This is a genomic window from Micrococcus sp. iso_26 (assembly GCF_056172975.1).
The window spans coordinates 2,461,478-2,482,574 of the sequence record NZ_CM149652.1; the positions used below are offsets into that span (position 1 = coordinate 2,461,478).

The window sequence follows — 21,097 nt, forward strand, 5'->3', positions numbered from 1 at the left end:
CACCGCGGACGCTAGCGCACCGGGCCCGCACCCCGGGCGATCCCCTCGAGCCGCCGCACGTGCGCGGCCCACCGCTCGGCGTCCCAGCCGGGCAGGTTGTCCCCGGGGCCGCGCAGGCCGGCCTGCCCGTCGATCCCCTCGCGCAGGATGTCGGCGTGGCCGGCATGGCGGGCCGCGTCGAGGGCCACGTGGGAGAGGATCTGCGCCAGAGTCACCTCGGCCAGGTGCGCGGGCCACCAGGGGACCCGCCCCCGCGCGTCGAGGACGAGGGCCTCGATGGTCGCGTCCGCGTGCGCGAAGCATCGCCGCGCGTAGTCGAGGACGTCCTCGAGGGTCTCGTCCTCGGCGGCGAACAGGTCCGCGCCGTCCTCCTCGCCCACCCCCGGCGCGTCCCAGGGCAGGGGGATGCCGGCGGGGCGGCCGAAGACCTCGCCGAAGTACTCGAGCTCGCACGTGGCCGCGTGCTTGAGCAGGCCCAGCAGGTTGGTGCCGGTGGGGGTGCGGGGCAGGCGGACCTCCCGCTCGGGCAGGCCGTCCAGCTTCGCGAAGAGGGCGTCGCGCTGCCGGCGCAGCCCCTGATGGAGGATCTCCTTGTGGTCCATGGGGTGAGCCTGCCGGGATTCAGGCCGCGCGGACGGCCCTGGCCCGTGGCCCGACGTCGTCGCGGACGTCCGGCGCCCCGGGCCGCCGTCGTCGGTCCTCAGCCCTCCCGGCGCGGGACCACGGTGATGGCCCGGGTGTCCGGGGCGGTGTCCGCGACGTGGTCCATGGCCTCGTCCACGTCCCCGGTGCGCTCGTAGGCGGCGTGGATCTGTTCCCACAGGTGGGCGTTGCGGACGCCGATGGCGGCCGGGTCCAGGACGGGGTCCTGGCCGGCGCGGCGCTGGCGGTCGTAGTCCTTGAGCAGGCGGATGGCCACGGGGCTCAGGAGCACGAGCGCGAGGATGTTCACCCACGTGTAGAGGCCGACGCCGAAGTCGGCGAACGCCCACACGAGGGCCGAGCTCTGCACGGACCCGAACACCATGGAGCCGGCCAGCATCAGCCGGGCGATCGCGATGACCGCGCGCTGCGCCGTCTTGTTCGGGATGAGGTAGGCGACATTCGTCTCCGCGTAGAACGCGAAGGAGAGCAGGGTGGTGAAGGAGAACAGGAAGACGGCGATCGCCACGAAGGACGGTCCGAAGGCGGGCAGTGCCTCGTCGATGGCGATCTGGACCCATGCCGGGCCCTCCTCGACGCCGGGCACGTGCTCCGCGAGGAGGCTCTCCTCGTCCGGGCCCAGCACGTTGAAGCTGTTCGTGGCGAGGATCATCAGGCCGGTCATGGTGCAGACGAACAGGGTGTCCACGTAGGCGGAGAACGCCTGGGCCAGGCCCTGCTTCACGGGGTGGGAGACGTGGGCGGCCGCCGAGGCCTGGGCGCCCGAACCGGTGCCGATCTCGGTGGAGTACACGGCACGGCGCACGCCCCACGCGACGGCGGCGCCGAGGATGCCGCCGTAGACCGAGTGCAGGCCCAGCGCGCTGGAGAAGATCAGCCCGAACATCGCGGGGACCTGCTGCCACATGAGTCCGACGACGAGCAGCCCCACCAGGATGTACGCGCCGGCCATGAACGGGACCACGAGGCCCACCGTGCGGCCCAGGCGGTGCATGCCACCGAACACGATCGCGCAGAACAGCACGGCCATCCCGAGACCCACCCACAGCGGGTTCCAGCCCCACGCCTCGGTCGTGGCGGCGGTGACGGCGTTGGCCTGGATCTGCGGGCCGGTGAAGACCGTCGCGAACACGGTGGCCGCGGCGTACGCGACCGCCAGCCACCGCCAGTTCCGGCCGAGCCCCTCGAGGATGTAGTACGCGGGCCCGCCGCGGTACTCGCCGCGGACCTTGTGCTTGTAGAGCTGCGCCAGCGAGCTCTCCACGAGCGCCACGGGGGCGCCGAGGATCGCCGTCACCCACATCCAGAACAGCGCGCCCGGGCCGCCCAGGTAGATCGCGGCCGCGACGCCCGCGATGTTGCCGACACCGATGCGCCCGCCCAGGGCCATGGCGAACGACTGGAACGAGCTGATCCCCGCCGACGACGATCCTCCCCTGACCAGCTGGCCCACCATGTCCCTGAGCAGCCGCACCTGGGGAGCCGCCATGCGGATCGTGAAGTACAGGCCTAGGGCGAGGAGCCCGACGACCATGGGCAGGCTCCACATGATCGAGTTGGCGGCGGTGACGAACTGCTCCATGGCTTCTTCCCAGGTCGCAGACAGGATCCGTGCACTCCATCACATTCGGGCCACCCCGGGCACCCCTGAGCCCCCGGGGGGTCTGTGTGAGACCGGCAGGGTCGGCCGGCCAGACACGCCGTGCCGCCCCCGCACCGGCTCACCCCTGCCCCGCTCCCGCCTCCTCCCGCACCGTCACCGCCAACTCGACGTGTCCGGCCTCCGGGTCCACGAGGATCTGGCGGATCTCCGGCGCGGCGCCGGCGTCGTCCACGTCGAACGCGTCCATGAGTCCCAGCAGATCCGGATGGGGCAGCGCGCCGCCGGGGGCGTCGTCGAGGAGGTCGACGTCGCCCGCATCGGCCCGCACGTCCACGTACCGCTCCACACGGCGTGGCAGTGTCCCGGTCACCACCTCGTGCCCGTCGACCCTGAGGCCCGCGGGAGCCGGACCGCTCAGCGGGACCGCCAGGACGGTCTCCACGACGTCGGCGGCGCCCGGCACCGGACGCAGCGCCGTCCACAGCGGCCCGGCCGGTGCCGGCCCCGCCTCCGCGAGCGCCTGGAACAGCATCGCGAAGGCGGCGTTCGCGCGCTCGGTGGTCCCCTCCTCACCGGCCTCGTCCAGGGCCACCCGCTGCACGACGCCGGCCCACGGCGTCGGCCCGACCGTGCGTTCCGCCACGGGGCCGGGACGGGCGGGGCCGCCGTCGTCGTCGGGATCCGGGGCCGCGTAGACACCGGCGGCCGCGAGCGCGAGCGCGCGGTCCTCGAGGTCGCGGCGGCGTCGCAGCTCGGCCGCGTGTGTCTCGAGCCGCGCCGGCAGGGAGGCGGGGTCCGCGAGGACGGACCGGACGTCGTCGACCGTGAGGCCGGCCGCCCGCAGGACGCGGATCTGTGCGGCCGTCCGGATCTGGGCGGGCGCGTAGCGGCGGTAGCCGGAGTGGGCGTCGACGTCGGCGGGGGCGAGGAGGCCGCGCTCGTCGTAGAAGCGCAGCGCCTTCGCGCTCAGTCCGGTGGCGAGGGCGAACTCGCCGACGGTCATCAAGGGGCTCATGGGGCGACCTTTCTCTCAGGTGATCCCAGCGTGGGCGTTCCCCCAAGGGGAGGGTCAAGCGTCGCCCACGGCGCCCCCGCGCGTCGTCCCCGGCACAGTCCTCCGACTGTTACCCCGCACGTCCTGCCCGGCGCGCGGGCCCGGCCGCACCCTGTCTCATGGCAGGCATGATCATCACCGGACTCCTCCTCGGCCTCGTCCTGGGCTTCGTGTTCCAGCGTGGACGCTTCTGCGTCACGGGCGCCTTCCGTGACCTGTTCACCATCCGGTCCACCCGATGGCTCACCGCGTTCATGGTGATCGTGGCCGTCCAGTCGGTGGGCGTGTTCGCCCTCGACGCCCTGGGCGTGATCACCCTGGAGGCGGAGACGTTCCCGTGGCTGGGCACGATCATCGGCGGCCTGATCTTCGGCTTCTCGATCGTGCTCGCGGGCGGCTGCGCCACCGGCACGTACTACCGCGCGGGCGAGGGCCTCGTGGGCTCGTGGTTCGCACTGATCTTCTACATCGTGGGCGCCACCGCGTTCCGCAAGGGACCGCTGGCCGGCACCACCGAGGCCGTCCGCTCCGTGGAGACGCAGACGGGCTCGTTCCAGCAGCTCACGGGACTGTCCCCGTGGGTGTTCGTGGCGCTGCTCGTGGCCGGCGTCGGCCTGGCCGTGCGTCATCACCTGCGTCGCGAGGCGGCCATGACCCGCTTCCGCCTGCCCGCTGCCAAGACCGGCCTCGCGCACGTGCTCACCGAGAAGGCGTGGCACCCGTTCGTCACCGCGGCGATCATCGGCGTGCTGGCGATCCTCGCGTGGCCGCTCTCCTGGGCGACCGGCCGTGAGTCCGGCCTGGGCATCACCGGCCCGTCCGCGAACATCGGCGCGTTCCTCGGCACGGGCGAACTCGAGCTCGTGGACTGGGGCGTGCTGATGGTGACGGGCCTGCTGATCGGCTCGTTCATCGCCGCGAAGGCCTCCGGCGAGTTCCGCGTCCGCGTGCCCGACGCGCAGACCACCGTCCGCTCGATCATCGGCGGCCTCGGCATGGGCTGGGGCGCGGCGTGGGCCGGCGGCTGCACCATCGGCAACGCGATGGTGAACACCGCGACCTTCAGCTTCCAGGGCTGGACCGCGCTCGTGTTCATGGTGCTCGGCACCGGCCTGGCGGCCAAGCTCTTCATCCTCAACCACCGCGGCAAGGGCACGACGCCGGTCCCCGCCCCCGGCTCCGGCCTCGCCTCGGCCGAGGGCGCGGCGGCGAACGCCGGGACGGCCCGCCCCGTGAAGCTCACGCCGATCGGCTGAGCCGGCCCGCCCGCGCACGACCTCTGACCACCGACACCAAGGAGAGAACACCATGGCGAAGCACCTGCTCGAGACCGACGGCCAGGTCTGCCCCTTCCCGCTCGTGGAGGCCAACCAGGCGATGCAGCAGATCCCCTCCGGGGACGAGCTCGTGATCGACTTCGACTGCACCCAGGCCACCGACTCCCTGCCCCGCTGGGCCGCGGAGAACGGCCACGAGGTCACCGACTTCGTGAAGCGCGGCGCCGCAGAGTGGACGATCACCGTGAAGAAGGGCTGAGGGGCGGCGGAGCCTCTCGGCACCTCCGCCCGCCGCGGAGGGCCTCAGACCTCCAGCAGCACCTTGATCTCGCGGCGCTCGTCCATGGCCCGATACGCCTCGGCGGCGTCGTCGAGCGGCATGCGCGCGGTGAACACGCGGCCGGGCTGGATCTCCCCGGACTGGATGCGCTCGATCAGCTCGGGCAGGAAGCGGCGGACGGGCGCGGGCCCGCCCTCGAGGTGGATCTCACGGCCGAAGAGATCGGAGCCGTCGAGGGTCTGGTCGTGGGAGACGCCCACAAACCCGACGTACCCGCCGGGGCGCACCGAGGCCAGGGCCTGGTCCATGGAGCCCTGCGTGCCGACGGCCTCGCACACCCCGTGCGCTCCGTAGCCGCCGGTGAGCTCGCGCACCTGGGCGGCGCCCTCCTCGCCACGCTCGGCGATCACGACGTCCGCGCCGAACTCCCGGGCGAGCGCGGCCCGATCCTCATGGCGGGAGAACACGATGACCTTCTCCGCGCCGAGGGTCTTGGCGGCCAGGACGGCGCACAGGCCGACGGCGCCGTCGCCGACCACGGCGATGGTCTTGCCGGGGCCGGCCTGCGCGGCGACGGCGGCGTACCAGCCGGTGCCGAGCACATCCGAGGCGGCGAGGTAGTCGGCCAGGCGGTCCGGGTCCGAGGGCTCACCCCCGGGCACCTTCACGAGGGAGCCGTCCGCGAGCTCGACACGCATGTACTGCGCCTGGCTGCCCGTGTACTCGCCGGCGTTGACGCAGCGGGACTGGTAGCCGGCCTGGCAGATCTCGCACGTGTTGTCCGAGAGCATGAACGAGCCGATCACGAAGTCGCCGACCTCGAGGGTGGCGACGTCCTCGCCCTTCTCCACGATCGTGCCGACGTACTCGTGGCCCATGCGCCGGTGGTCGACGTCGTTGTGACCGCGGTAGGGCCACAGGTCCGAGCCGCACACGCACGCGGCGGCCAGCTTCAGGACGACGTCCGTGGGCTGAGCGACGCGCGGGGTGTCCACCTCCTCCACGACGACGTCGCCCGGCGCGCGCATGACGACGGCCTTCATCGTCTCGGGGATGGCAGGGGTGGCGGGGGTCTGTGCGGTCATGGTCTGTCCTCCGGTCTGGCCCGGCGGTCCGGGCGGCGGTGTGCGGGGACCAGTCTTGCGCCCCTGAGCCGTGGAGACGACACATCGACGTCGCAGGCGGGGCCGGTGGATGACCGCGCGCCAGCGACATCACCGCCGGGCAGAACCGCGGTGATGTCGCTGGCGTGAGGTCCGCCGACACACCCCGCTCGGCTCACAGCGAACGAGCACCGCCGGGCGTTACACTGTGGTTCCCATCACATCCGACTCCCCTCGGAGGCCCGTCGTGACCCTCACCCTGTCCGCCCGCCTCGAGCGCACCGCCGCCGAGCATCCGCACTCCACCGCCCTGATCCTCGGCGAGAACCGCATGACGTATGCGGAGCTCCAGGACCAGTCCCAGCGCCTGGCCGGGCTCATGCGGCAGGAGGGCATCGGCCCCGGGGACCGCGTGGCGCTCATGGTGCCGAACATCCCGGCGTTCCCGGTGGTGTTCTTCGCGGCCCTGCAGCTGGGCGCCGTCGTCGTCCCGATGAACCCGCTGTTCAAGCGCCGCGAGATCGAGTACTACCTGGAGGACTCGGGCGCGTCGATGCTGTGGTCCGTGCCGTCCGAGGAAGCCGTGGAGGGCGCCCGCGAGCGCGGTGTGCCGCTGCGCACCCTCGGCGAGGACGGCCTCGCCCCGCACCTCGCGGAGAGCCCCGGCCCGGTGACCGAGACCGTCGAGCGGGACCTCGAGGACGACGCCGTCATCCTCTACACCTCCGGCACCACCGGCCGCCCCAAGGGCGCCCAGCTGACCCACCGGAACATGGGCACCAACGCGGACACCGCGGCGGAGACGCTGATCCAGCTCCAGCACGGGGAGACCGTGCTCGGCTGCCTGCCGCTGTTCCACGTCTTCGGCCTCACGTGCGCGCTCATGGCGCCCGTGACGACGGGCGCCAGCCTGGCGTTGATCCCCCGCTTCGATCCCGCCGTGGCCGCGCAGACCGTCCGGGAGTGCGCGGTGGACGTGTTCATCGGCGTGCCCACCATGTACGGGGCCGTGCTGGCCGCGGCCAAGGACCATCCGGAGGACCTGGCCAGCCTGCGCCTGGGCGTCTCCGGCGGATCCGCCATGCCCGTGGAGCTGCTGCGCCGCTTCGAGGCCACCTTCGACTGCGAGATCCTGGAGGGCTACGGCCTGTCCGAGACCTCCCCGGTGGCGTGCTTCAACCACCCGGGCGAGGAGCACCATCCGGGCTCGATCGGACGCGCCGTCCGAGGGTGCGAGATGCAGCTGGTGACGCCGGACGGGGCCGTCGTGCCCGAGGGCGATGAGGAGACCCTGGGCGAGGTGTGGATCCGCGGGGAGAACGTGATGAAGGGCTACTGGGGCAAGCCGGAGGCCACCGCCCAGGCCATCACCGAGGACGGCTCGTTCCGCTCCGGCGACCTCGCCCGGCGCGATGCCGCGGGCAACTACTACATCGTGGACCGCACGAAGGACATGATCCTGCGCGGCGGGCTCAACGTGTACCCGCGCGAGATCGAGGAGGTGCTCTACGAGCACCCGGCCGTCGCGGAGGCCGCCGTGGTGGGGGTGCCCCACCCGGAGCTCGGCCAGGAGGTCGCCGCGCACGTGGTGCTCGCCCCCGGTGCGCACGCCACGGAGGAGGAGCTGATCCAGCACGTGAAGTCCCAGGTGGCGCCCTACAAGTACCCGCGCACCGTGACCGTGCGGGACGGGCTGCCCAAGACCGCCACCGGCAAGATCCTCAAGCGGGAACTGACGCCGACGGAGTGATCTCGGGATGACCGCCCGGGCCCTCGTGTGGGCCGAGGTGCTTGCGGAGGCGGGCGCCGCGGTCGCCCCGGACCCGGTGCGTGGCATCCCGTTCGACGAGGCCGGGCGCGCAGACCTGGCGGTCCCCGTGGACCGGGCGCTGCGGGTGGCGCCGCCGGCCGACGTCGACGGCGCCTCCCCCTGGTGGCTGCTGGAGACGGACGTGCCCCAGGACGACGACGGCGGCGTCCTGCCGGTGATCCGGGTGGCGGTCGGGGCCCCGGGGCAGGTGCACGCGGTGCTCCCGGACTGCGGATGCGACGCCTGCGACCCCGGGTCGGATGAGCTGCTCGAGGCCGTGGACCAGGCGGTCGTGCGCGCGGTCGGGACGGGGGTGAGCCTGCGGGGCCGTCATGGGCTGCGGCGCCGGGACTGGCACGTGCACTGGCGCGAGGACGGCACGGCCGAGGGGCTGGGCCGGGTCCCGGGATGGCCGTTCGAGGCGCTCACGGACGCCTGCCGGGACCTGGCCGCCGGCGGCCGTCCGAGGCTGCCGCGTGGGACCGAGGCGACCGTGCGGGCGGGGTGGCTCCCGGAGGCGTGAGGGGGCGGCGGTGGCCGGGTGCCGCCGCTCAGAACAGTGCCGCCACCCCCCGAGCGGCGAGCGGGATGAGCCGCACGGCCCGCACCACGGTGAACGCAGTGACCACCGAGACGAGCGCCCACTCCCGCCAGGACCCGGTCCGGCCGAGCAGGGGGAGCCGGAACCGTCCGGAGGACTGCCACCACCACAGGCGCGCGGGGGGCTCCGGGCTGAGCGGCCAGAGCAGGGCCACCCCGTTGTTGGTGAGGGCGTCGCCGAGGATGTGCACGCTCACGCCGACGGCCACGGAGGCGGGGATCCACCACAGCCCGTCGCTGAGGACGGTCGCCGACACCGCGACCAGGATGCCGAGCGCCCACGCGGCCCTCCATCCCCGGTTCGGGAGCAGTCGGAGGGCCTTGGCAGCCACGGCCGCCAGGAACGCGGCGATGACCCCCTGCCCCGGCGTGTAGACGTGCCCCGCGATCGGCACCTGGATGGAGGCGGCCGCCGTCGCGATGGCGGTGAACGCCGCGACCCCCACCAGCGAGTGTGTGCCGCGCCGATGCCCGCCGGCCACGTGGCGGATGCCGCGGCTCATCCACTCGGTCAGGGGCGGCAGGGCGTGGACGACGGTGGCGCGGGGGTGGTCCCAGTCGCTGATCATGGCCGCGCCGGCGGTGGTCACGGCGCCGAGCAGCTGGAGTTCGGCGGGCAGGTGCAGCACGGCGATCGGCGACTGCCAGTGCGTGAGCGCCAGCCAGGCCGCGGCGCCGGTGGCCGCGTGGGACGGGCCCATCATGGGTGGGGTCCTCTCGTTCGCAGGACCGGGCCGCGTCACCGCGCCAGCGAGGGCCGGCGGGCGGCCCGCGGGGAAGGAAGAGGACCAGGGTGGCAGGCGGGGCGGACACGGTAAGGACGCCGCCGCGGCTGGAGCGGGTCGAGGCGGCTGCCCGGCCGGGGGCGGCCGCCCGGCCCCTCACCCCGTCATCGCCAGCACCAGCGGGGCCAGCAGGGCGGTGAGCACACCGGAGCAGGCCATGGCGAGGGCGGAGAACGCACCGGTCTTCGGGCCTTCGGCGAGGGCGCGGGCGGTGCCGATGCCGTGGGAGCTCACGCCGATGGCCAGGCCGCGCACGCGGGGGTCGCGCACGCGCAGCCGGTCGAGCACCCAGGGGGCCAGCACGGCGCCGAGCACGCCGGTGAGCACGGGGAGCACGGCGGCGAGGGAGACGATCCCGCCGCCGGCGTCGGCCACCGCCATGGCGATCGGCGTCGTCGCGGACTTGGGGGCGAACGTGGCGGCCAGCGCGGCGTCCCCGCCCATTGCCCGCACGATCAGCACGGCGCTCACCATGGCGGTCAGCGAGCCGACGGTGACCCCGACGGCGACCGGCAGCAGCAGCTTCCGGATGTCAGGGCCGGCCCGGTACAGGGGGACGGCGAGGGCCACGGTGGCGGGGCCCAGCAGGAAGGTGAGGTAGCTGCCGCCGATCATGTAGGTCTCGTAGTCGATGCCGGTCAGGGCCAGGAACGCGGCCACCAGCACGATCGTCACGAGCACGGGCGTGAGCAGGGCGGTCTGCCGGGCGGCGAGCCACAGGCGGCGGGAGAGCACAGCAACGGCGAGGGTCAGCGCGATGCCGAACAGCGGTGTGTGCAGGAGCGCGTCCCAGGCCTCGGCGAGGGAGTCGGTCAGTTCGGCGGCGTTCACTGTGCGTCCTCCTTGTCCGTGAGGCGGCGGGCGAGCGGGGCGGCGACGCCGGCGGTGACCACCAGCCCCAGCAGCCAGGGCACCACGAAGCCGACCAGCATCAGCGCCCGGTGTTCCTCGATGAGGCCCAGCACCGCGACGACGCCGACGCCCGCCGGGACGAACAGCAGCGGCAGGTGCTGGAGCAGGTGATGGCTCGCCGTCATCACCGGCGCGTCCTCGGCCGGCCGGCGCCACGCGAGCAGGCCGAGCAGCAGGAGCATGCCCAGCACGGCCCCGGGGATCGGCAGGTGCAGCGTGTCGGCCACGAGCGTGCCCGCCAGCTGGCAGAGCAGCAGGATCAGCAGGCCCTCGATCATCGGGGTTCACCTGCCTCGGACGGGCCCACGGGCGGCAGGCCGGGGACGACGCCGCTCCCCGCGGCGTCGAGGTGCGCCTGCAGGGCGCGCTGGGCGTCTGCGGCGCGCCCGGCGGCCAGCTGGGCGCAGATCTCGGCGTGCCCATCGAGGAGGCGGCGGGCGGCGTCGACGGATCCGCCGGTGGCGGCGTGGATCAGGCGTGCCAGGCGGGGGGCGAAGGTGCGCACGACCTCGTCGAAGGCGGCGTTGCCGCACGTGGCGATCACGTCCCGGTGGAACCGCACGTCCAGCGCGGAGAACGCCGCGAGGTCGCCGGCGTCCAGGGCGGCGCGCTGCTGCTCCAGGTTGGCGGTGAGCGTGGCGACGAGGGGCCCGACGGCGTCGGGCCGCGCGACGACCGTGGCGAGGGCGGTGGACTCGAGGAGGCCGCGCAGGGCCGTGAGGTCGGCCACGGTCTGCGGCGTGAGGGCCTGCACGGCCGCGCCCTTCTTGGGGAGGAGCCGCACCAGGCCCCAGCGCTCGAGCTGGAGGAGGGCCTCCCGGGCCGGCGTCCGGGAGATGCCGGCCTCCGTGGAGAGCTGGACCTCGGTGAGCATCTCCCCCGCGGCGATCTCACCGCGGACGATGCGCCAGGCGACGTCGTGGGCCAGGCGGCCGGCAGCCGTGGCACGACTGCCCCATAAGGGGTCGGAGAGTGGAGACATGCGGGCCAGAATAATCGGATGCATGCATGGATGTATGCATTGTGTCGGACTCGGAAGGGGTCCGGGTGGGGAGGCGCCCATGATGCCGGCGCCCACCCTCGCCCCATGACCGTCGCCATCACCCGTCTCGACCCCGCCGGCGCGGACCGCGCGGAGCTCATTGCGCTGCTCACCGGCAACGCGTGGCCCTTCCCTGTGCGCCCCACGTCACCCGGCCGGTGGCGAAGGAGGCCATCGAGGACGGCGGCAGGCACCACACACTGTCGGGTCACCAGCTCCCGATGTAGTCCTCCGGGCCGAGGAGACCCTGGGTGTCCGCCCAGGCTCCCCAGCGGTCGAGGAGGAGGGGGATGGCCTGGTCCTCCCACCAGGGCAGATGGACGAGGCCCTGACTCATGCCTCCGCGGTTGAACCGCTCCACGTTGACCTTGTCCTCGTCGTAAGGCTCGGCCCCCTCAAGGGAGCGATTGAGCGCATCGCGCAGGAGCCGGCCGAGTTCATACTCACTGGTGGGCATGGGGGTGTCGTCGAGCCGTTCAGCGAGCTCCTCCCAGAGACCGACGCTTCCCCGCAGCCCGTACTGGCTGGGGCGGCGGCGGAACAAGTAGCCGACGGTCGCGCGCGCCGACGAATGGACTTCCACCACGTCCACACCGCGCTTCGCCTGCTCCGCCAGGCCCGTGCGGGCCTTCCGGATGCGCTGGCGGAGCAGCTGTGCTTCGGGGCTGGTGCCGCCGTAGGTGAGGTTCAACGGCGGGGTGTGCGCGTCGATCACAGGCTTCTCAATGCCCCCGAGCGGTGTCACTTCCGCGAACCCGGCGGGTGTCTGCCACACGCGGACGGCGAGGTGACGGCGCATCCAGGTGGTCAGCTGCTCGCCGCTCTCCGGGGTGAGGGAGAATCGACCCGCGGAAGCGACGGCGACCGGCTCCAGGTCCAGCCGATCCACCAGGAGTGCGGCCAGAGTGCGGCGCAGAGTGGAGTGCGCGGTGCCGCCGCCCGCGAAATGCTTGCGTTCCAGGCGGGCCCGCAGGCTGCCCTCGGCCTTGCCGATGTAAAGCACATCGCTTCGACTGACAGACGTGTCCAATCGCAGCTCGGCTCGCACCGCGTCTGGATCCTGCGCGACAACCGCGTACAGCCCGGTCGAATCCGGCACGACCTCGCCGCCACCCCCGCCGATGACCACACCGCCGTCCTCGACGCGTGCGAACAGCTGGGGACCGTTCTGCAGAGCATGGGAAGCGGCCTCGATGAACCCCACCTTGGTGGTCATGCCAATGTCCTCTCTTCGTCCGGGACATCCACCCCGGCTACGCCTCGAGCCTACGGAGGGCCTTGGACACGGTAGGCGCCCTGGCGATAGATCGCTGACCCCTCACCGCGCCAGGATCCACCGGTCCTCGGGGTCGAAGACGTGGAGGTCGTCGCATGCGAAGCCGCGCAGCCACGGGACGTGGTCCACGACACGCAGGTACAGGCCGCGGTGCACACCGGACTCGTCGCCGATCAGCTGCTCAGCGGACACGTTCATCCCGACGCCAACCGCGCACAGGCGGGCGGGGCTTCATGCCTCGTCGGGCGCCCGGTCCTCCGCGTCGGCGATGACGTCCTCCAGAGCCTGCAGGTGGGGCTCGGCGTCGTCCCCGGCGCCCAGGTCGGCCAGCGCGAGGCGGAGGGCCTCGAGCAGCTCGCCGGCCTCCGGGTCCGCGGCGGCGGAACTCCAGCTCTCCCGCCAGGGCTCCTGGGTGGCGTCCTGCTGCTGGAGGAAGATGAGCCGCTCGACGTCGTCGGCCGGGATCTTGAGTTCCTCACCCCACGCCTGCATGGTCTCCACGTACGTGGCGTACTTGCGGGGGTAGGTCCAACCGCCGCCGATCCGGACGTCGACGTCCTTCGCATGCTCGGCGAACCAAGCGCGCACCACGGAGTCGAGGACGGGGGCGATGTCGGACTCCCGGTGGGCCTTGGTGAGGAAGTAGAGGTACTTGGTGCCGAAGGCCGCGCCGAGGTGCTTGAGGCAGCCGACCCCGCTCTTGCGCTGCTGCCGGATGTGCTCGAAGGCCGCGGGCCCGCCCTGCTCGAGGGTGATGCGGGTGACGTCGGCGAGCTGCTCCTCAAACCCGGGCTGCGCCATGATGCGCTCCACCCGGGAGGGGCCGTAGCCGACCCGTCCGTATCCCCACACCATCGCGGCGATGAAGGCGTCCCGCTGCACGGCGCGGTCCTCGGCGGTCACCTTCGCGGCGTAACCGGTGACGACGGCGCGGGTCAGCGGCTCGCGCTCGAGGCAGGCGGGCAGGTCGGGCACGTGGGCCGTCCAGTGATCGAAGGACCAACGCGTGGGCTCGTCGGCGGGCCTGCCGGCGGCAGCCCACGCATCGAATGAGCGCTGGAGGGCAGGGGGTACGGCGGCAGCGGGGATACTCGTCATGGCCACAGCGTAGGCCCAGCGGCGGAACGGGAGGCATGTGCCTTCAGTTCCGGCCCGGCCCGCCGCTCCCCTCCGCGATGGCGGTCAGACGGTCCACGTGGGCGGCCCAGCGGTCGGCGCCCCACACGGGCAGGTTGTTCCCCGGGGCGCGCAGGCCGGCCTGCCCGTCGATCTGCTCCCGCAGGATGTCCGCGTGGCCGGCGTGCCGGGCCTCGTCCAGGGCGACGTGCGCGATGATCTGCGCGAGCGTGACCTCCGCCTTGTCGTCGGGCCACCACGCCACCCGCCCGTGGGCGTCGGCGCCGAGGGCCGTGATGGTCGCGTCCGCGTGTGCGAAGCAGCGGCGGGCGAACTCGAGGACGTCCTCGAGGGACTCCCCCTCGGCGGCGAACATGTCCACGTTGTCCTCCTCCGACTGCCCCGCCGCCGCCCAGGGCAGCTGCACCTCCGCGGGGCGGTCGAACGTCTCGCCGAAGTACTCCAGCTCGACGACGGCGGCGTGCTTGACCAGTCCCAGCAGGTTGGTGCCGGTGGGAGTGCGCGGCAGGCGGGCGTCGCGCTCGCTGAGGCCCTCGAGCTTCTGCAGGAGGGCCGCACGCTGGCGGCGCAGCCCGTCGTGGAGGATCTGCTTGTGGTCCATGAGGTGATCCTGCCCCAGAGCAATCAGGCCGCGAACCCCCGCACGAGCTCCGCCACCCGCTCCGGCGCGTCCAGGTGCACGTCGTGCCCCGCGCCGGGCACCTGCACGTGCCGCACATCCGGGCGCCGACGCCGCATCTCGTCCAGCTCTCCGGCGGGCACGTACCCGTTCTCCCCGGTGATCAGCAGGGTTGGCGCGGCGATCTGCCCCCATTCCTCCCACCGGGGCCGCTCGTGGACGGGCCGCAGGGCGGCCTCCAGCACGTCGACGTCGAAGCGTGGCACCCAGCCGACGTCGACGTCCCGGGTGGAGCGCGGGGAGGGCGCGGTTGCGGGCGGCCCCGCCCCTGACTGGCCGTTGCGCACCGCGCGCCTGTGACTGGCCGTTGCGCACCGCGCGCCTGACGCTGCGCCCACACCGGGAGGACGACCTCGGCTGGCCCTGGCGGATCGGTGTCTCTGGTGGTGGGGAACGTGGGCATGCCCGTGGGGACGTGATCCTGTGGCTGACGGACCGCGAGTCATCCCGCGGGCCTCACCTCGTGTGTTCGCCTGACCATGGCCGGGGCACTCCATACGGCACTGAGGCTGGTCAACCCTGTAGACCGCCCCCGTCAACCCCGCCGGCCCGCACGCGCGGCGAACTCGTCCAGACAGGCGAGCACCTCGGTGGCCAGCCACACCCGGTTCCGACGCTGGCTGGAGACCGGCTGCAGCACACCGGCCTCGACAAGCTGGTCCACGGCCCGCTGGGTGGCCGGGCGCGAGACACCCAGCACCTGGGCCAGGTGGTCCACGGTCACGGCGGGTTGCGCGATGATCACCGCGAGCGCCCGCCAGACCGCCGCGTCCCGCCGGGCGGTGAGCCGCTCGCGCCAGCCGGTCAGGGCCTCGTCCAGGTCCGCGACGAGCTCTCGGCCGTTGCCGACGGCGGCCAGGGCGGCCTGCGCGAAGCGGCGCACGATGGGCGCGGGGTCGCCGTCGCGGTAGGCGGTGAGGGCGTCGAAGTATCCGGCCGTGTCCGTGAGGAGTCCCGCGGAGAGGGGCACCCCCATACGGGTGATCGCGCCGGCCCGATGCAACACGGCGTGCACGAGGACGCGCCCGGTGCGGCCGTTGCCGTCCGCGAACGGGTGGATGGTCTCGAACTGGGCGTGCGCGATGGCGGCCTGCACGAGGGCGGGTACGTCCGTGCGGCGCAGATAGGCGAAGAGATCGTCCATCCCGGCACGCAGGCGCTCCGGATGGGGCGGGACGAACTGCGCCGTGTGCGGCGTGGGCGCCCCGCCCCCGATCCACCCCTGCGCATCGCGGTAGGCACCCGGCCGGGCATGCTCCTGACCGTCCATGAGGGCACGATGGGCGGCCAGCAGGGCGGGCTCGTCGAGGTCGGCGGCCAGCCGGGAAGCAGCGCCCATGGCCCTCACGTTCGCCGCCACGAGCGTTGCGTTCGGGCGGGTGCGTTCGCCGAGAGTCGCCAGGGCGAGGGCTCGCGCGCCCGCGGTGATGTGCTCGATCTGCGAGGAGGACGCGGACTCAGTGCGCAGGAGCACCGCGTCGATCGGGGCGATCTCTCCCGTGAGCCCCGGGAGGGCGTGGCTGATCTCAGCATCGAAGCGCACGACGGCGGCCGTCGCCTCCTCGACCTCGGTCGCCAGATCAGAGGGCAGGTCGAGCCCGAGTCGGGCGATGCGGGCTGGGAGCGCGGCTCGATATGGGCCTGCTGCACGCACGCGAGCGCGCCGAGTGAGGACGCCGGCGTCATCCGGGCCCGCGGCCCAGGGGCGCTCTTCCCAGCCGACGGCCCACGGGGTCGGGCGCGGATCGTTGCTCATGCCGCCACCTTACGCAACGTTATGTCTAGAGAGTTGCGTACTTCTGGGCGTCGTGAGGTGGAAAGCCGTCTGCCCCGGGCCCGATGCTCCGAGGCGAGCATCGCGTAAGTGACGCCGTCCACCCAGCCGCGGGTGCGGTGCAGTGACTCCTCCTTGAAGGTGCCCTCGTGGCGCAGGCCGACCTTCTCCATCACGCGCAGGATGGGCGCGTTGTCCGCGAAGGCGTGAGCCTCCACGGGTCGGACGCCGAGGCCTGCGAAGGCGAGGTCCAACAGGGCACAGGCCAGCTCGGTGGCGCGGCCCCGGCCGGCGTGGGCCTGGGCTATGGTCCAACCGATCTCGGCCTGCGCGTCCCGGGCTTCCTCGCGCGGTGCGCCGCGAGGTCGAGGAGGGGCGTGGCCATGGGGTCACGGCAACGGGCGGCGGTGACGTCCCCTCCCCTACTCTCGGCCCCATGGACGTCACCTTCACTCCACTCGACCCGGCAGGCGCCGACCGGGACGCGCTCGTCGCCCTGCTCACCGAGAACGCGTGGCCGTTCCACACGCGCCCGCGCGTCACCCGGCCGGAGGCGGAGAAGGCCGTCGATGGCGGCGCCTGGGAGGATGAGGACCACCGCACCTTCTGGATCGAGCATCCCGAGCACGGCCGCGTCGGCGTGGTGCGCCTGGAGGACCTCACGGACCCCACCCCCTTGTTCGACCTGCGCGTGGCGGAGCGGTTCCGCGGGCGCGGGCTCGGCGCGCAGATCCTCACCGCGCTCACCCGGCGCGTCTTCGAGACGATGCCCGCGGTGGACCGCTTCGAGGGCCAGACCCGCGAGGACAACGTCCCCATGCTGCGCACCTTCCGCCGGGCCGGCTGGGTCAAGGAGGCGCACTACCGGCGCGGCTGGCCCGTGGACGGCGGCGAGCCGTTCGCGTCGGTGGCCTACGCAATGTTGCGCCAGGACTGGGCGTCCGGCACGACGACGCCGGTCCCCGCCGACGTCGACGCCCCGCCTCCGGCGGGGCGCAAGGAGGGCGCGGCTGCGGGCGGCCGCGCCCCTGACTGGCCGTTGCCCACCGCGCGGCTGACGCTGCGGCCGCACCGGGAGGACGACTTCGGCTGGTTGCAGGAGATGTACACGCAGCCCGAGGTGGTGCGCCACCTGCTGGACGAGCCCTGGGACGAGGCGACCGCGCGGGCGAAGCTGGCCAAGCGGATCACGTGGGACGACCTCGGCGGCCCGTCCGGGGCGGCGTCCCTGGTGGTGGAGCACGCGGGCGTCCCCGTGGGTGACGTGATCCTGTGGCTGACGGACCGCGAGCGCGGTGTCGCGGAGATCGGCTGGGCACTGGATCCGCGACATGCCGGTCAAGGCTTCGCCCGGGAGGCCGCGGCTGCGCTGCTGGACCTGGGGTTCGAGACGTCTGGCCTGCACCGGGTAGTGGCACAGATGGATGCCCGCAACACGGCGTCCGCCCGACTGGCCGAGATGCTCGGGATGCGTCGAGAGGCACACCACCGGCAGGACCTGTGGAGCAAGGGCGAGTGGACGGACACCCTCGTCTACGCGATGCTCGCGAGCGACCGGGGGGTGAGGGGCCATCTATGACGGCGAAGGCAACGTCAGCTCCGGAAGAACCGCCTAGGACCCCGTGGCGAAAGAGAAATCCCCCACGTGCGCATCGTGGAGAGGCGTGGGGATGCGGTGATGTGAACGTTCGCATCCATGCGCACCGAGGTCGGCGTGTCGGGCGCAATCCGTGCCGCCGAACGGACTTCTACGCTCACCCCATGCAGCTCGAGACCGTGAGGGGGTGGACTCGCGAGGCTCACCAGGTGTGCGGACCGAGGTCCTCGAGGATCTCCAGGTCGAGAAGCCACTCGTCAGGGCGGGGAGTCTCGGGGAGCACCGGCTCGTAGGCGCCGACGTAGACGACCTCCCCCAAGCCGAGGCCGGTGGCCTCCTCTGGCTCAAGGATCGTCAGGTCAGCGTGGCCGGGGACGCGGTCGATCTCGGCGAGCCGCCCCGAGGGCCACACCTCGTGTGCCGCCCTCACCACGGCCCGCACACGACGCAACGGGATCGACCCGGCGGGGCTGCCGTCGTCGTGATGGGTGACGACCCAGCCTGCAGAGGCCAGGGGCCCAGCCTGACTCACTCCCCGGGAGGGCAGCAGGATCAGCTCGTGGACTTCCCCCACGGCGATCGAGTCACCGCAGCATTCCTGCTCCCAGTCCGAGAGCGAGGCGCGGCCGACGGCGCCGACGGTGATGTCCATGGTCGGAGTGTAGGGGCGGGGCCTCACCCGAGGGCACGCGTCACCCGAGGCGCTCCGCCCTCGTTCCAGCGGAACAGGGTGAGGTGCCACAGTCCGGGGACCGTGCGAGACGGGCCACCTCCACGCGCGCCGACGTGCCGCTGTTCGAGCGGCTCGGGTTCCGCGAGACCGTACCCGACGCGTGCATACCCGCGGCCCGGGAGTGACATCATGGACCTCGGCTCGTGCTGATACTGGGTATCGTGAGCCACGCCACTACACTGTGCTTCCACTGATAAAGGAGCAACCCCCCATGCCGACCCTGCGAACCGTCCCCCTCTCCGCCGCCACGCGGGAGGACCACCTCGCCCGCCTCCGGGCCACCAGCCCGGAGGCCCCCCTCGACATCCTGGTCGTGGGCGGCGGCTCCACCGGCGTGGGCGCCGCGTTCGACGCGGCCACCCGCGGCCTCGACGTGGGCATCGTCGAGGCCCGCGACTGGGCCTCCGGGACCTCGTCCCGCTCCTCCCGCCTCATGCACGGTGGCCTGCGCTACCTCGAGATGCTGGACGTCAAGCTGGTGTACGAGGCGCTGCGGGAGCGCGACCTGCTGCTCACCCAGACCGCGCCCCACCTGGTGCGTCCCCTGCGCTTCGTCTTCCCGTTCTTCCACAAGGTGATCGACCGCGGCTTCATCGGCGCCGGCGTCACCATGTACGACGCCATGCAGTCGCTCGGCCGCCGCCGCGCGATGGGCGCGCACCGCCATCTCAGCCGCCGCTCCATGGCCGCGACCTTCCCCTCCCTCGACGACGAGAAGATCGTCGGCGCGGTGGAGTACGCCGACGCCCAGTTCGACGACGCCCGCCTGGCCATGATGCTCGTGCGATCCGCCGTGGACCACGGCGCCGTGGCCGCCAACTACACCGCCGTCACCGGCTACCTGCGCGGCGACGACGGCCGTGTGCAGGGCGTGCGTGTCCGCGAGGAGACCTCCGGCGAGGAGTTCGACGTGCACGCGCGCGCCGTCATCCTGGCCGGGGGCGTGTGGACCCAGGAGCAGCAGGAGCTGGCCGGGGCCGACGGCGGCCTCGAGGTGCTCGCCTCCAAGGGCGCCCACATCACCGTCCCGCGCGACCGCATCCGCGCCGACGCCGCCACCGGCGTGATCACCAAGACGGAGAAGTCCGTGCTGTTCCTCATCCCGTGGGACGAGTACTGGGTGATCGGCACCACGGACACCCCGTGGGCGGAGGACGTGGCCCATCCGGCCACCACCGCGGACGACATCGACTACATCCTCGAGCACGCCAACGCGGTGCTGAAGGAGGACCTCACGCGTGACGACGTGATCGCCACGTACGCCGGCCTGCGCCCGCTCCTGCAGCCGGTCACCGGATCCGACGGCGGCTCCACCAAGATCTCCCGTGAGCACACCGTCACCGAGGTGGCCCCCGGCCTCACCGCCGTGGCCGGCGGCAAGTGGACCACGTACCGGGCCATGGCCGAGGACGTCGTGGACTTCGTGGTGCGCGAGACCCACCCGACCCGTCCCAGCCTCACCGAGCGCATCCCCGTGCTCGGCGGCCTCGGCTACTCGGAGATCGAGGCGGAGGCGGACCGCATCGCCGCCGACTACGGCCTGGACGAGGCCCGCGTGGACCGGCTCCTGTTCCGTTACGGCACCGTCCTGCGCCATGTGCTCGACCTGATCGACGGCGACCCGTCCCTGAGCGTCCCTCTCGCCGAGGCGCCGCGCTACCTGCGCGCCGAGATCGTCTACGCGGCCCGAGCCGAGGGCGTCGTCCACCTGGACGACGTCATCGAGCGCCGCACGCGCCTGTCCACCGAGGTCCGCGACCGCGGCGTCGCGGCAGCCGAGGAGATCGCGTCCCTCGTGGCCCCCGAGCTGGGCTGGGATGAAGAGCGCATCGCCGGTGAGATCCGGGCGTACAAGAACCTCGTCGCCGCACGCCTCCGCGGCGAGACCGCCCACGACGACGTCACCGCCGCCGCCGCGCTCGCAGCCGCCGACGCCGCCCCCGTCCACGGAAAGGAGCCCGTCCATGGGCACGATCTTCCTGCATGAGATCGCCGGCACGGCGATCCTCCTCCTGCTCGGCGTCGGCGTCGTCGCCAACGTCGTCCTGACGAAGACCAAGGGCAACGGCGGAGGCTGGCTGCTCATCAGCTTCGGCTGGGGGCTGGGCGTCTTCGCGGGCGTCTACGTCGCTGCCGCGACCGGTGCGCACCTGAACCCCGCCGTGACCGTCGGCCTGCTCGTCAGCGGCGCCGAGGAGTACGCCCCCGGCATCGCCGTGACCCTCGGCACCACGCTCGCGTACTTCGCGGCGCAGCTGATCGGCGCCTTCCTCGGCGCGGCCCTGGCCTGGCTGGCCTACCGCGACCACTACCAGGCGGAGACGGACCAGGGGGCGATCCTGGGCACCTTCGCCACAGGCCCCGAGATCCGCAACCCGCTGTGGAACATGGTCACCGAGGTGATCGCCACGTTCGTCCTGGTGTTCGTGATCCTGCTCTTCGGCTCCACCCCCTCCGGGCTCGGCCCGCTCGCGGTGGCCCTGCTCGTCGTCGCGATCGGCGCGAGCCTGGGCGGCCCCACGGGGTACGCCATCAACCCGGCGCGCGACCTGGGCCCCCGCCTGTTCCACGCCGTCGCGCCGATCCGGCACAAGGGCGGCTCGGACTGGGGCTACGCCTGGGTGCCGATCGTCGGCCCGCTCGTCGGCGCCGTCCTGGCCGGCCTCGCCGCGCCTCTGTTCGTCTGAGCGGTCTGCCCGTCCAACCCCGGCGGGCACGTTCCCCTGCGGGAACGTGCCCGCCACCCCCACACCCCCGTGACCACCTCCGAAG

22 protein-coding genes and 1 pseudogene are annotated in these 21,097 nt (G+C 73.0%); 7 read left to right on the plus strand and 16 right to left on the minus strand.

The genetic code is table 11. The features are described from left to right. Positions 1-11: 11 nt before the first annotated feature. From AC0VX0_RS11440 to AC0VX0_RS11450, 3 genes are all read right to left on the minus strand, one after another. A complete protein-coding gene (locus AC0VX0_RS11440) occupies positions 12-602 on the minus strand; it encodes a DinB family protein (RefSeq protein ID WP_010079843.1) in 591 nt (196 codons plus the stop codon). A 98-nt stretch (positions 603-700) separates the two neighbouring features. Next, positions 701-2,245, minus strand: a complete 1,545-nt coding sequence (locus tag AC0VX0_RS11445) for an alanine/glycine:cation symporter family protein (protein WP_069941223.1) — start codon at positions 2,243-2,245, stop codon at positions 701-703. Between the two features lie 139 nt (positions 2,246-2,384). Beyond that, a complete protein-coding gene (locus AC0VX0_RS11450; protein ID WP_036315578.1) occupies positions 2,385-3,281 on the minus strand; it encodes a MerR family transcriptional regulator in 897 nt (298 codons plus the stop codon). A gap of 167 nt (positions 3,282-3,448) precedes the next feature. Between AC0VX0_RS11450 and AC0VX0_RS11455 the strand changes: the two genes are divergently transcribed. After that, positions 3,449-4,576 (plus strand): YeeE/YedE family protein, encoded by a 1,128-nt coding sequence (locus tag AC0VX0_RS11455; protein ID WP_036315575.1) that lies wholly within the window; start codon positions 3,449-3,451, stop codon positions 4,574-4,576. 52 nt (positions 4,577-4,628) lie between these two features. After that, on the plus strand, positions 4,629-4,856 hold the full coding sequence (locus AC0VX0_RS11460) for a sulfurtransferase TusA family protein (protein ID WP_002855519.1): 228 nt from the start codon (positions 4,629-4,631) through the stop codon (positions 4,854-4,856). A gap of 44 nt (positions 4,857-4,900) precedes the next feature. Here AC0VX0_RS11460 and AC0VX0_RS11465 read toward each other — a convergent pair whose 3' ends face one another. Next, complete coding sequence (locus AC0VX0_RS11465; protein ID WP_036315572.1) at positions 4,901-5,962, minus strand: zinc-binding dehydrogenase; 1,062 nt, start codon at positions 5,960-5,962, stop codon at positions 4,901-4,903. A gap of 265 nt (positions 5,963-6,227) precedes the next feature. Here AC0VX0_RS11465 and AC0VX0_RS11470 point away from each other — a divergent pair, with 265 nt between their 5' ends. Together AC0VX0_RS11470 and AC0VX0_RS11475 are read left to right on the plus strand one after the other, a co-directional pair. Continuing rightward, positions 6,228-7,730 carry a long-chain-fatty-acid--CoA ligase gene (locus AC0VX0_RS11470; protein ID WP_036315566.1) on the plus strand — a complete coding sequence of 501 codons (1,503 nt, stop codon included), beginning with the start codon at positions 6,228-6,230 and terminating at the stop codon, positions 7,728-7,730. A 7-nt stretch (positions 7,731-7,737) separates the two neighbouring features. Next, entirely contained in the window at positions 7,738-8,313 is a 576-nt protein-coding gene (locus tag AC0VX0_RS11475; protein ID WP_051995268.1) for a DUF6226 family protein, read from the plus strand. 28 nt (positions 8,314-8,341) lie between these two features. Here the strand turns inward: AC0VX0_RS11475 and AC0VX0_RS11480 are convergent, their stop codons facing one another. The 11 genes and pseudogenes from AC0VX0_RS11480 to AC0VX0_RS11530 all read right to left on the minus strand — a co-directional run. After that, positions 8,342-9,094: a metal-dependent hydrolase gene (locus AC0VX0_RS11480; RefSeq protein ID WP_036315551.1), complete on the minus strand. Its 753-nt coding sequence runs from the start codon at positions 9,092-9,094 to the stop codon at positions 8,342-8,344. A gap of 177 nt (positions 9,095-9,271) precedes the next feature. Beyond that, positions 9,272-10,006, minus strand: a complete 735-nt coding sequence (locus tag AC0VX0_RS11485) for an LrgB family protein (RefSeq protein ID WP_036315548.1) — start codon at positions 10,004-10,006, stop codon at positions 9,272-9,274. After that, positions 10,003-10,365: a CidA/LrgA family protein gene (locus tag AC0VX0_RS11490; RefSeq protein WP_036315546.1), complete on the minus strand. Its 363-nt coding sequence runs from the start codon at positions 10,363-10,365 to the stop codon at positions 10,003-10,005. Before AC0VX0_RS11490 ends, AC0VX0_RS11485 begins: the two co-directional genes overlap by 4 nt. Continuing rightward, a complete protein-coding gene (locus AC0VX0_RS11495) occupies positions 10,362-11,069 on the minus strand; it encodes a GntR family transcriptional regulator (RefSeq protein ID WP_069941227.1) in 708 nt (235 codons plus the stop codon). The genes AC0VX0_RS11490 and AC0VX0_RS11495 overlap by 4 nt, the downstream gene beginning before the upstream one ends. A gap of 268 nt (positions 11,070-11,337) precedes the next feature. Then, positions 11,338-12,345: a GIY-YIG nuclease family protein gene (locus tag AC0VX0_RS11500; RefSeq protein WP_070708970.1), complete on the minus strand. Its 1,008-nt coding sequence runs from the start codon at positions 12,343-12,345 to the stop codon at positions 11,338-11,340. A 102-nt stretch (positions 12,346-12,447) separates the two neighbouring features. Next, the gene (locus tag AC0VX0_RS11505; protein WP_216880094.1) at positions 12,448-12,597 is read right to left on the minus strand and encodes a hypothetical protein; all 150 of its coding nucleotides are present in this window, start codon (positions 12,595-12,597) and stop codon (positions 12,448-12,450) included. Between the two features lie 39 nt (positions 12,598-12,636). Then, on the minus strand, positions 12,637-13,503 hold the full coding sequence (locus AC0VX0_RS11510; protein WP_129866855.1) for an 8-oxoguanine DNA glycosylase OGG fold protein: 867 nt from the start codon (positions 13,501-13,503) through the stop codon (positions 12,637-12,639). A 43-nt stretch (positions 13,504-13,546) separates the two neighbouring features. Further along, the gene (locus AC0VX0_RS11515; RefSeq protein ID WP_020621621.1) at positions 13,547-14,143 is read right to left on the minus strand and encodes a DinB family protein; all 597 of its coding nucleotides are present in this window, start codon (positions 14,141-14,143) and stop codon (positions 13,547-13,549) included. A 23-nt stretch (positions 14,144-14,166) separates the two neighbouring features. Then, positions 14,167-14,508 (minus strand): alpha/beta fold hydrolase, encoded by a 342-nt coding sequence (locus tag AC0VX0_RS11520; RefSeq protein WP_063189451.1) that lies wholly within the window; start codon positions 14,506-14,508, stop codon positions 14,167-14,169. 248 nt (positions 14,509-14,756) lie between these two features. Further along, positions 14,757-15,977, minus strand: coding sequence for a Fic family protein (locus AC0VX0_RS11525; RefSeq protein WP_043275864.1), 1,221 nt, complete (start codon positions 15,975-15,977; stop codon positions 14,757-14,759). Beyond that, a pseudogene (locus tag AC0VX0_RS11530) lies at positions 15,974-16,321 on the minus strand (GNAT family N-acetyltransferase); the annotation flags it as partial. The gene AC0VX0_RS11525 and the pseudogene AC0VX0_RS11530, both read right to left, overlap by 4 nt. A 110-nt stretch (positions 16,322-16,431) precedes the next feature. Here AC0VX0_RS11530 and AC0VX0_RS11535 point away from each other — a divergent pair. Beyond that, positions 16,432-17,574, plus strand: a complete 1,143-nt coding sequence (locus AC0VX0_RS11535; RefSeq protein ID WP_020621625.1) for a GNAT family N-acetyltransferase — start codon at positions 16,432-16,434, stop codon at positions 17,572-17,574. Between the two features lie 220 nt (positions 17,575-17,794). Here AC0VX0_RS11535 and AC0VX0_RS11540 read toward each other — a convergent pair whose 3' ends face one another. Next, the gene (locus tag AC0VX0_RS11540; RefSeq protein WP_043275869.1) at positions 17,795-18,244 is read right to left on the minus strand and encodes a hypothetical protein; all 450 of its coding nucleotides are present in this window, start codon (positions 18,242-18,244) and stop codon (positions 17,795-17,797) included. Positions 18,245-18,536: 292 nt separating this feature from the next. Between AC0VX0_RS11540 and AC0VX0_RS11545 the strand changes: the two genes are divergently transcribed. Together AC0VX0_RS11545 and AC0VX0_RS11550 are read left to right on the plus strand one after the other, a co-directional pair. After that, positions 18,537-20,312, plus strand: coding sequence for a glycerol-3-phosphate dehydrogenase/oxidase (locus tag AC0VX0_RS11545; RefSeq protein ID WP_069941230.1), 1,776 nt, complete (start codon positions 18,537-18,539; stop codon positions 20,310-20,312). Next, complete coding sequence (locus AC0VX0_RS11550; protein ID WP_010079813.1) at positions 20,290-21,012, plus strand: MIP/aquaporin family protein; 723 nt, start codon at positions 20,290-20,292, stop codon at positions 21,010-21,012. Before AC0VX0_RS11545 ends, AC0VX0_RS11550 begins: the two co-directional genes overlap by 23 nt. Positions 21,013-21,097: the final 85 nt, after the last annotated feature.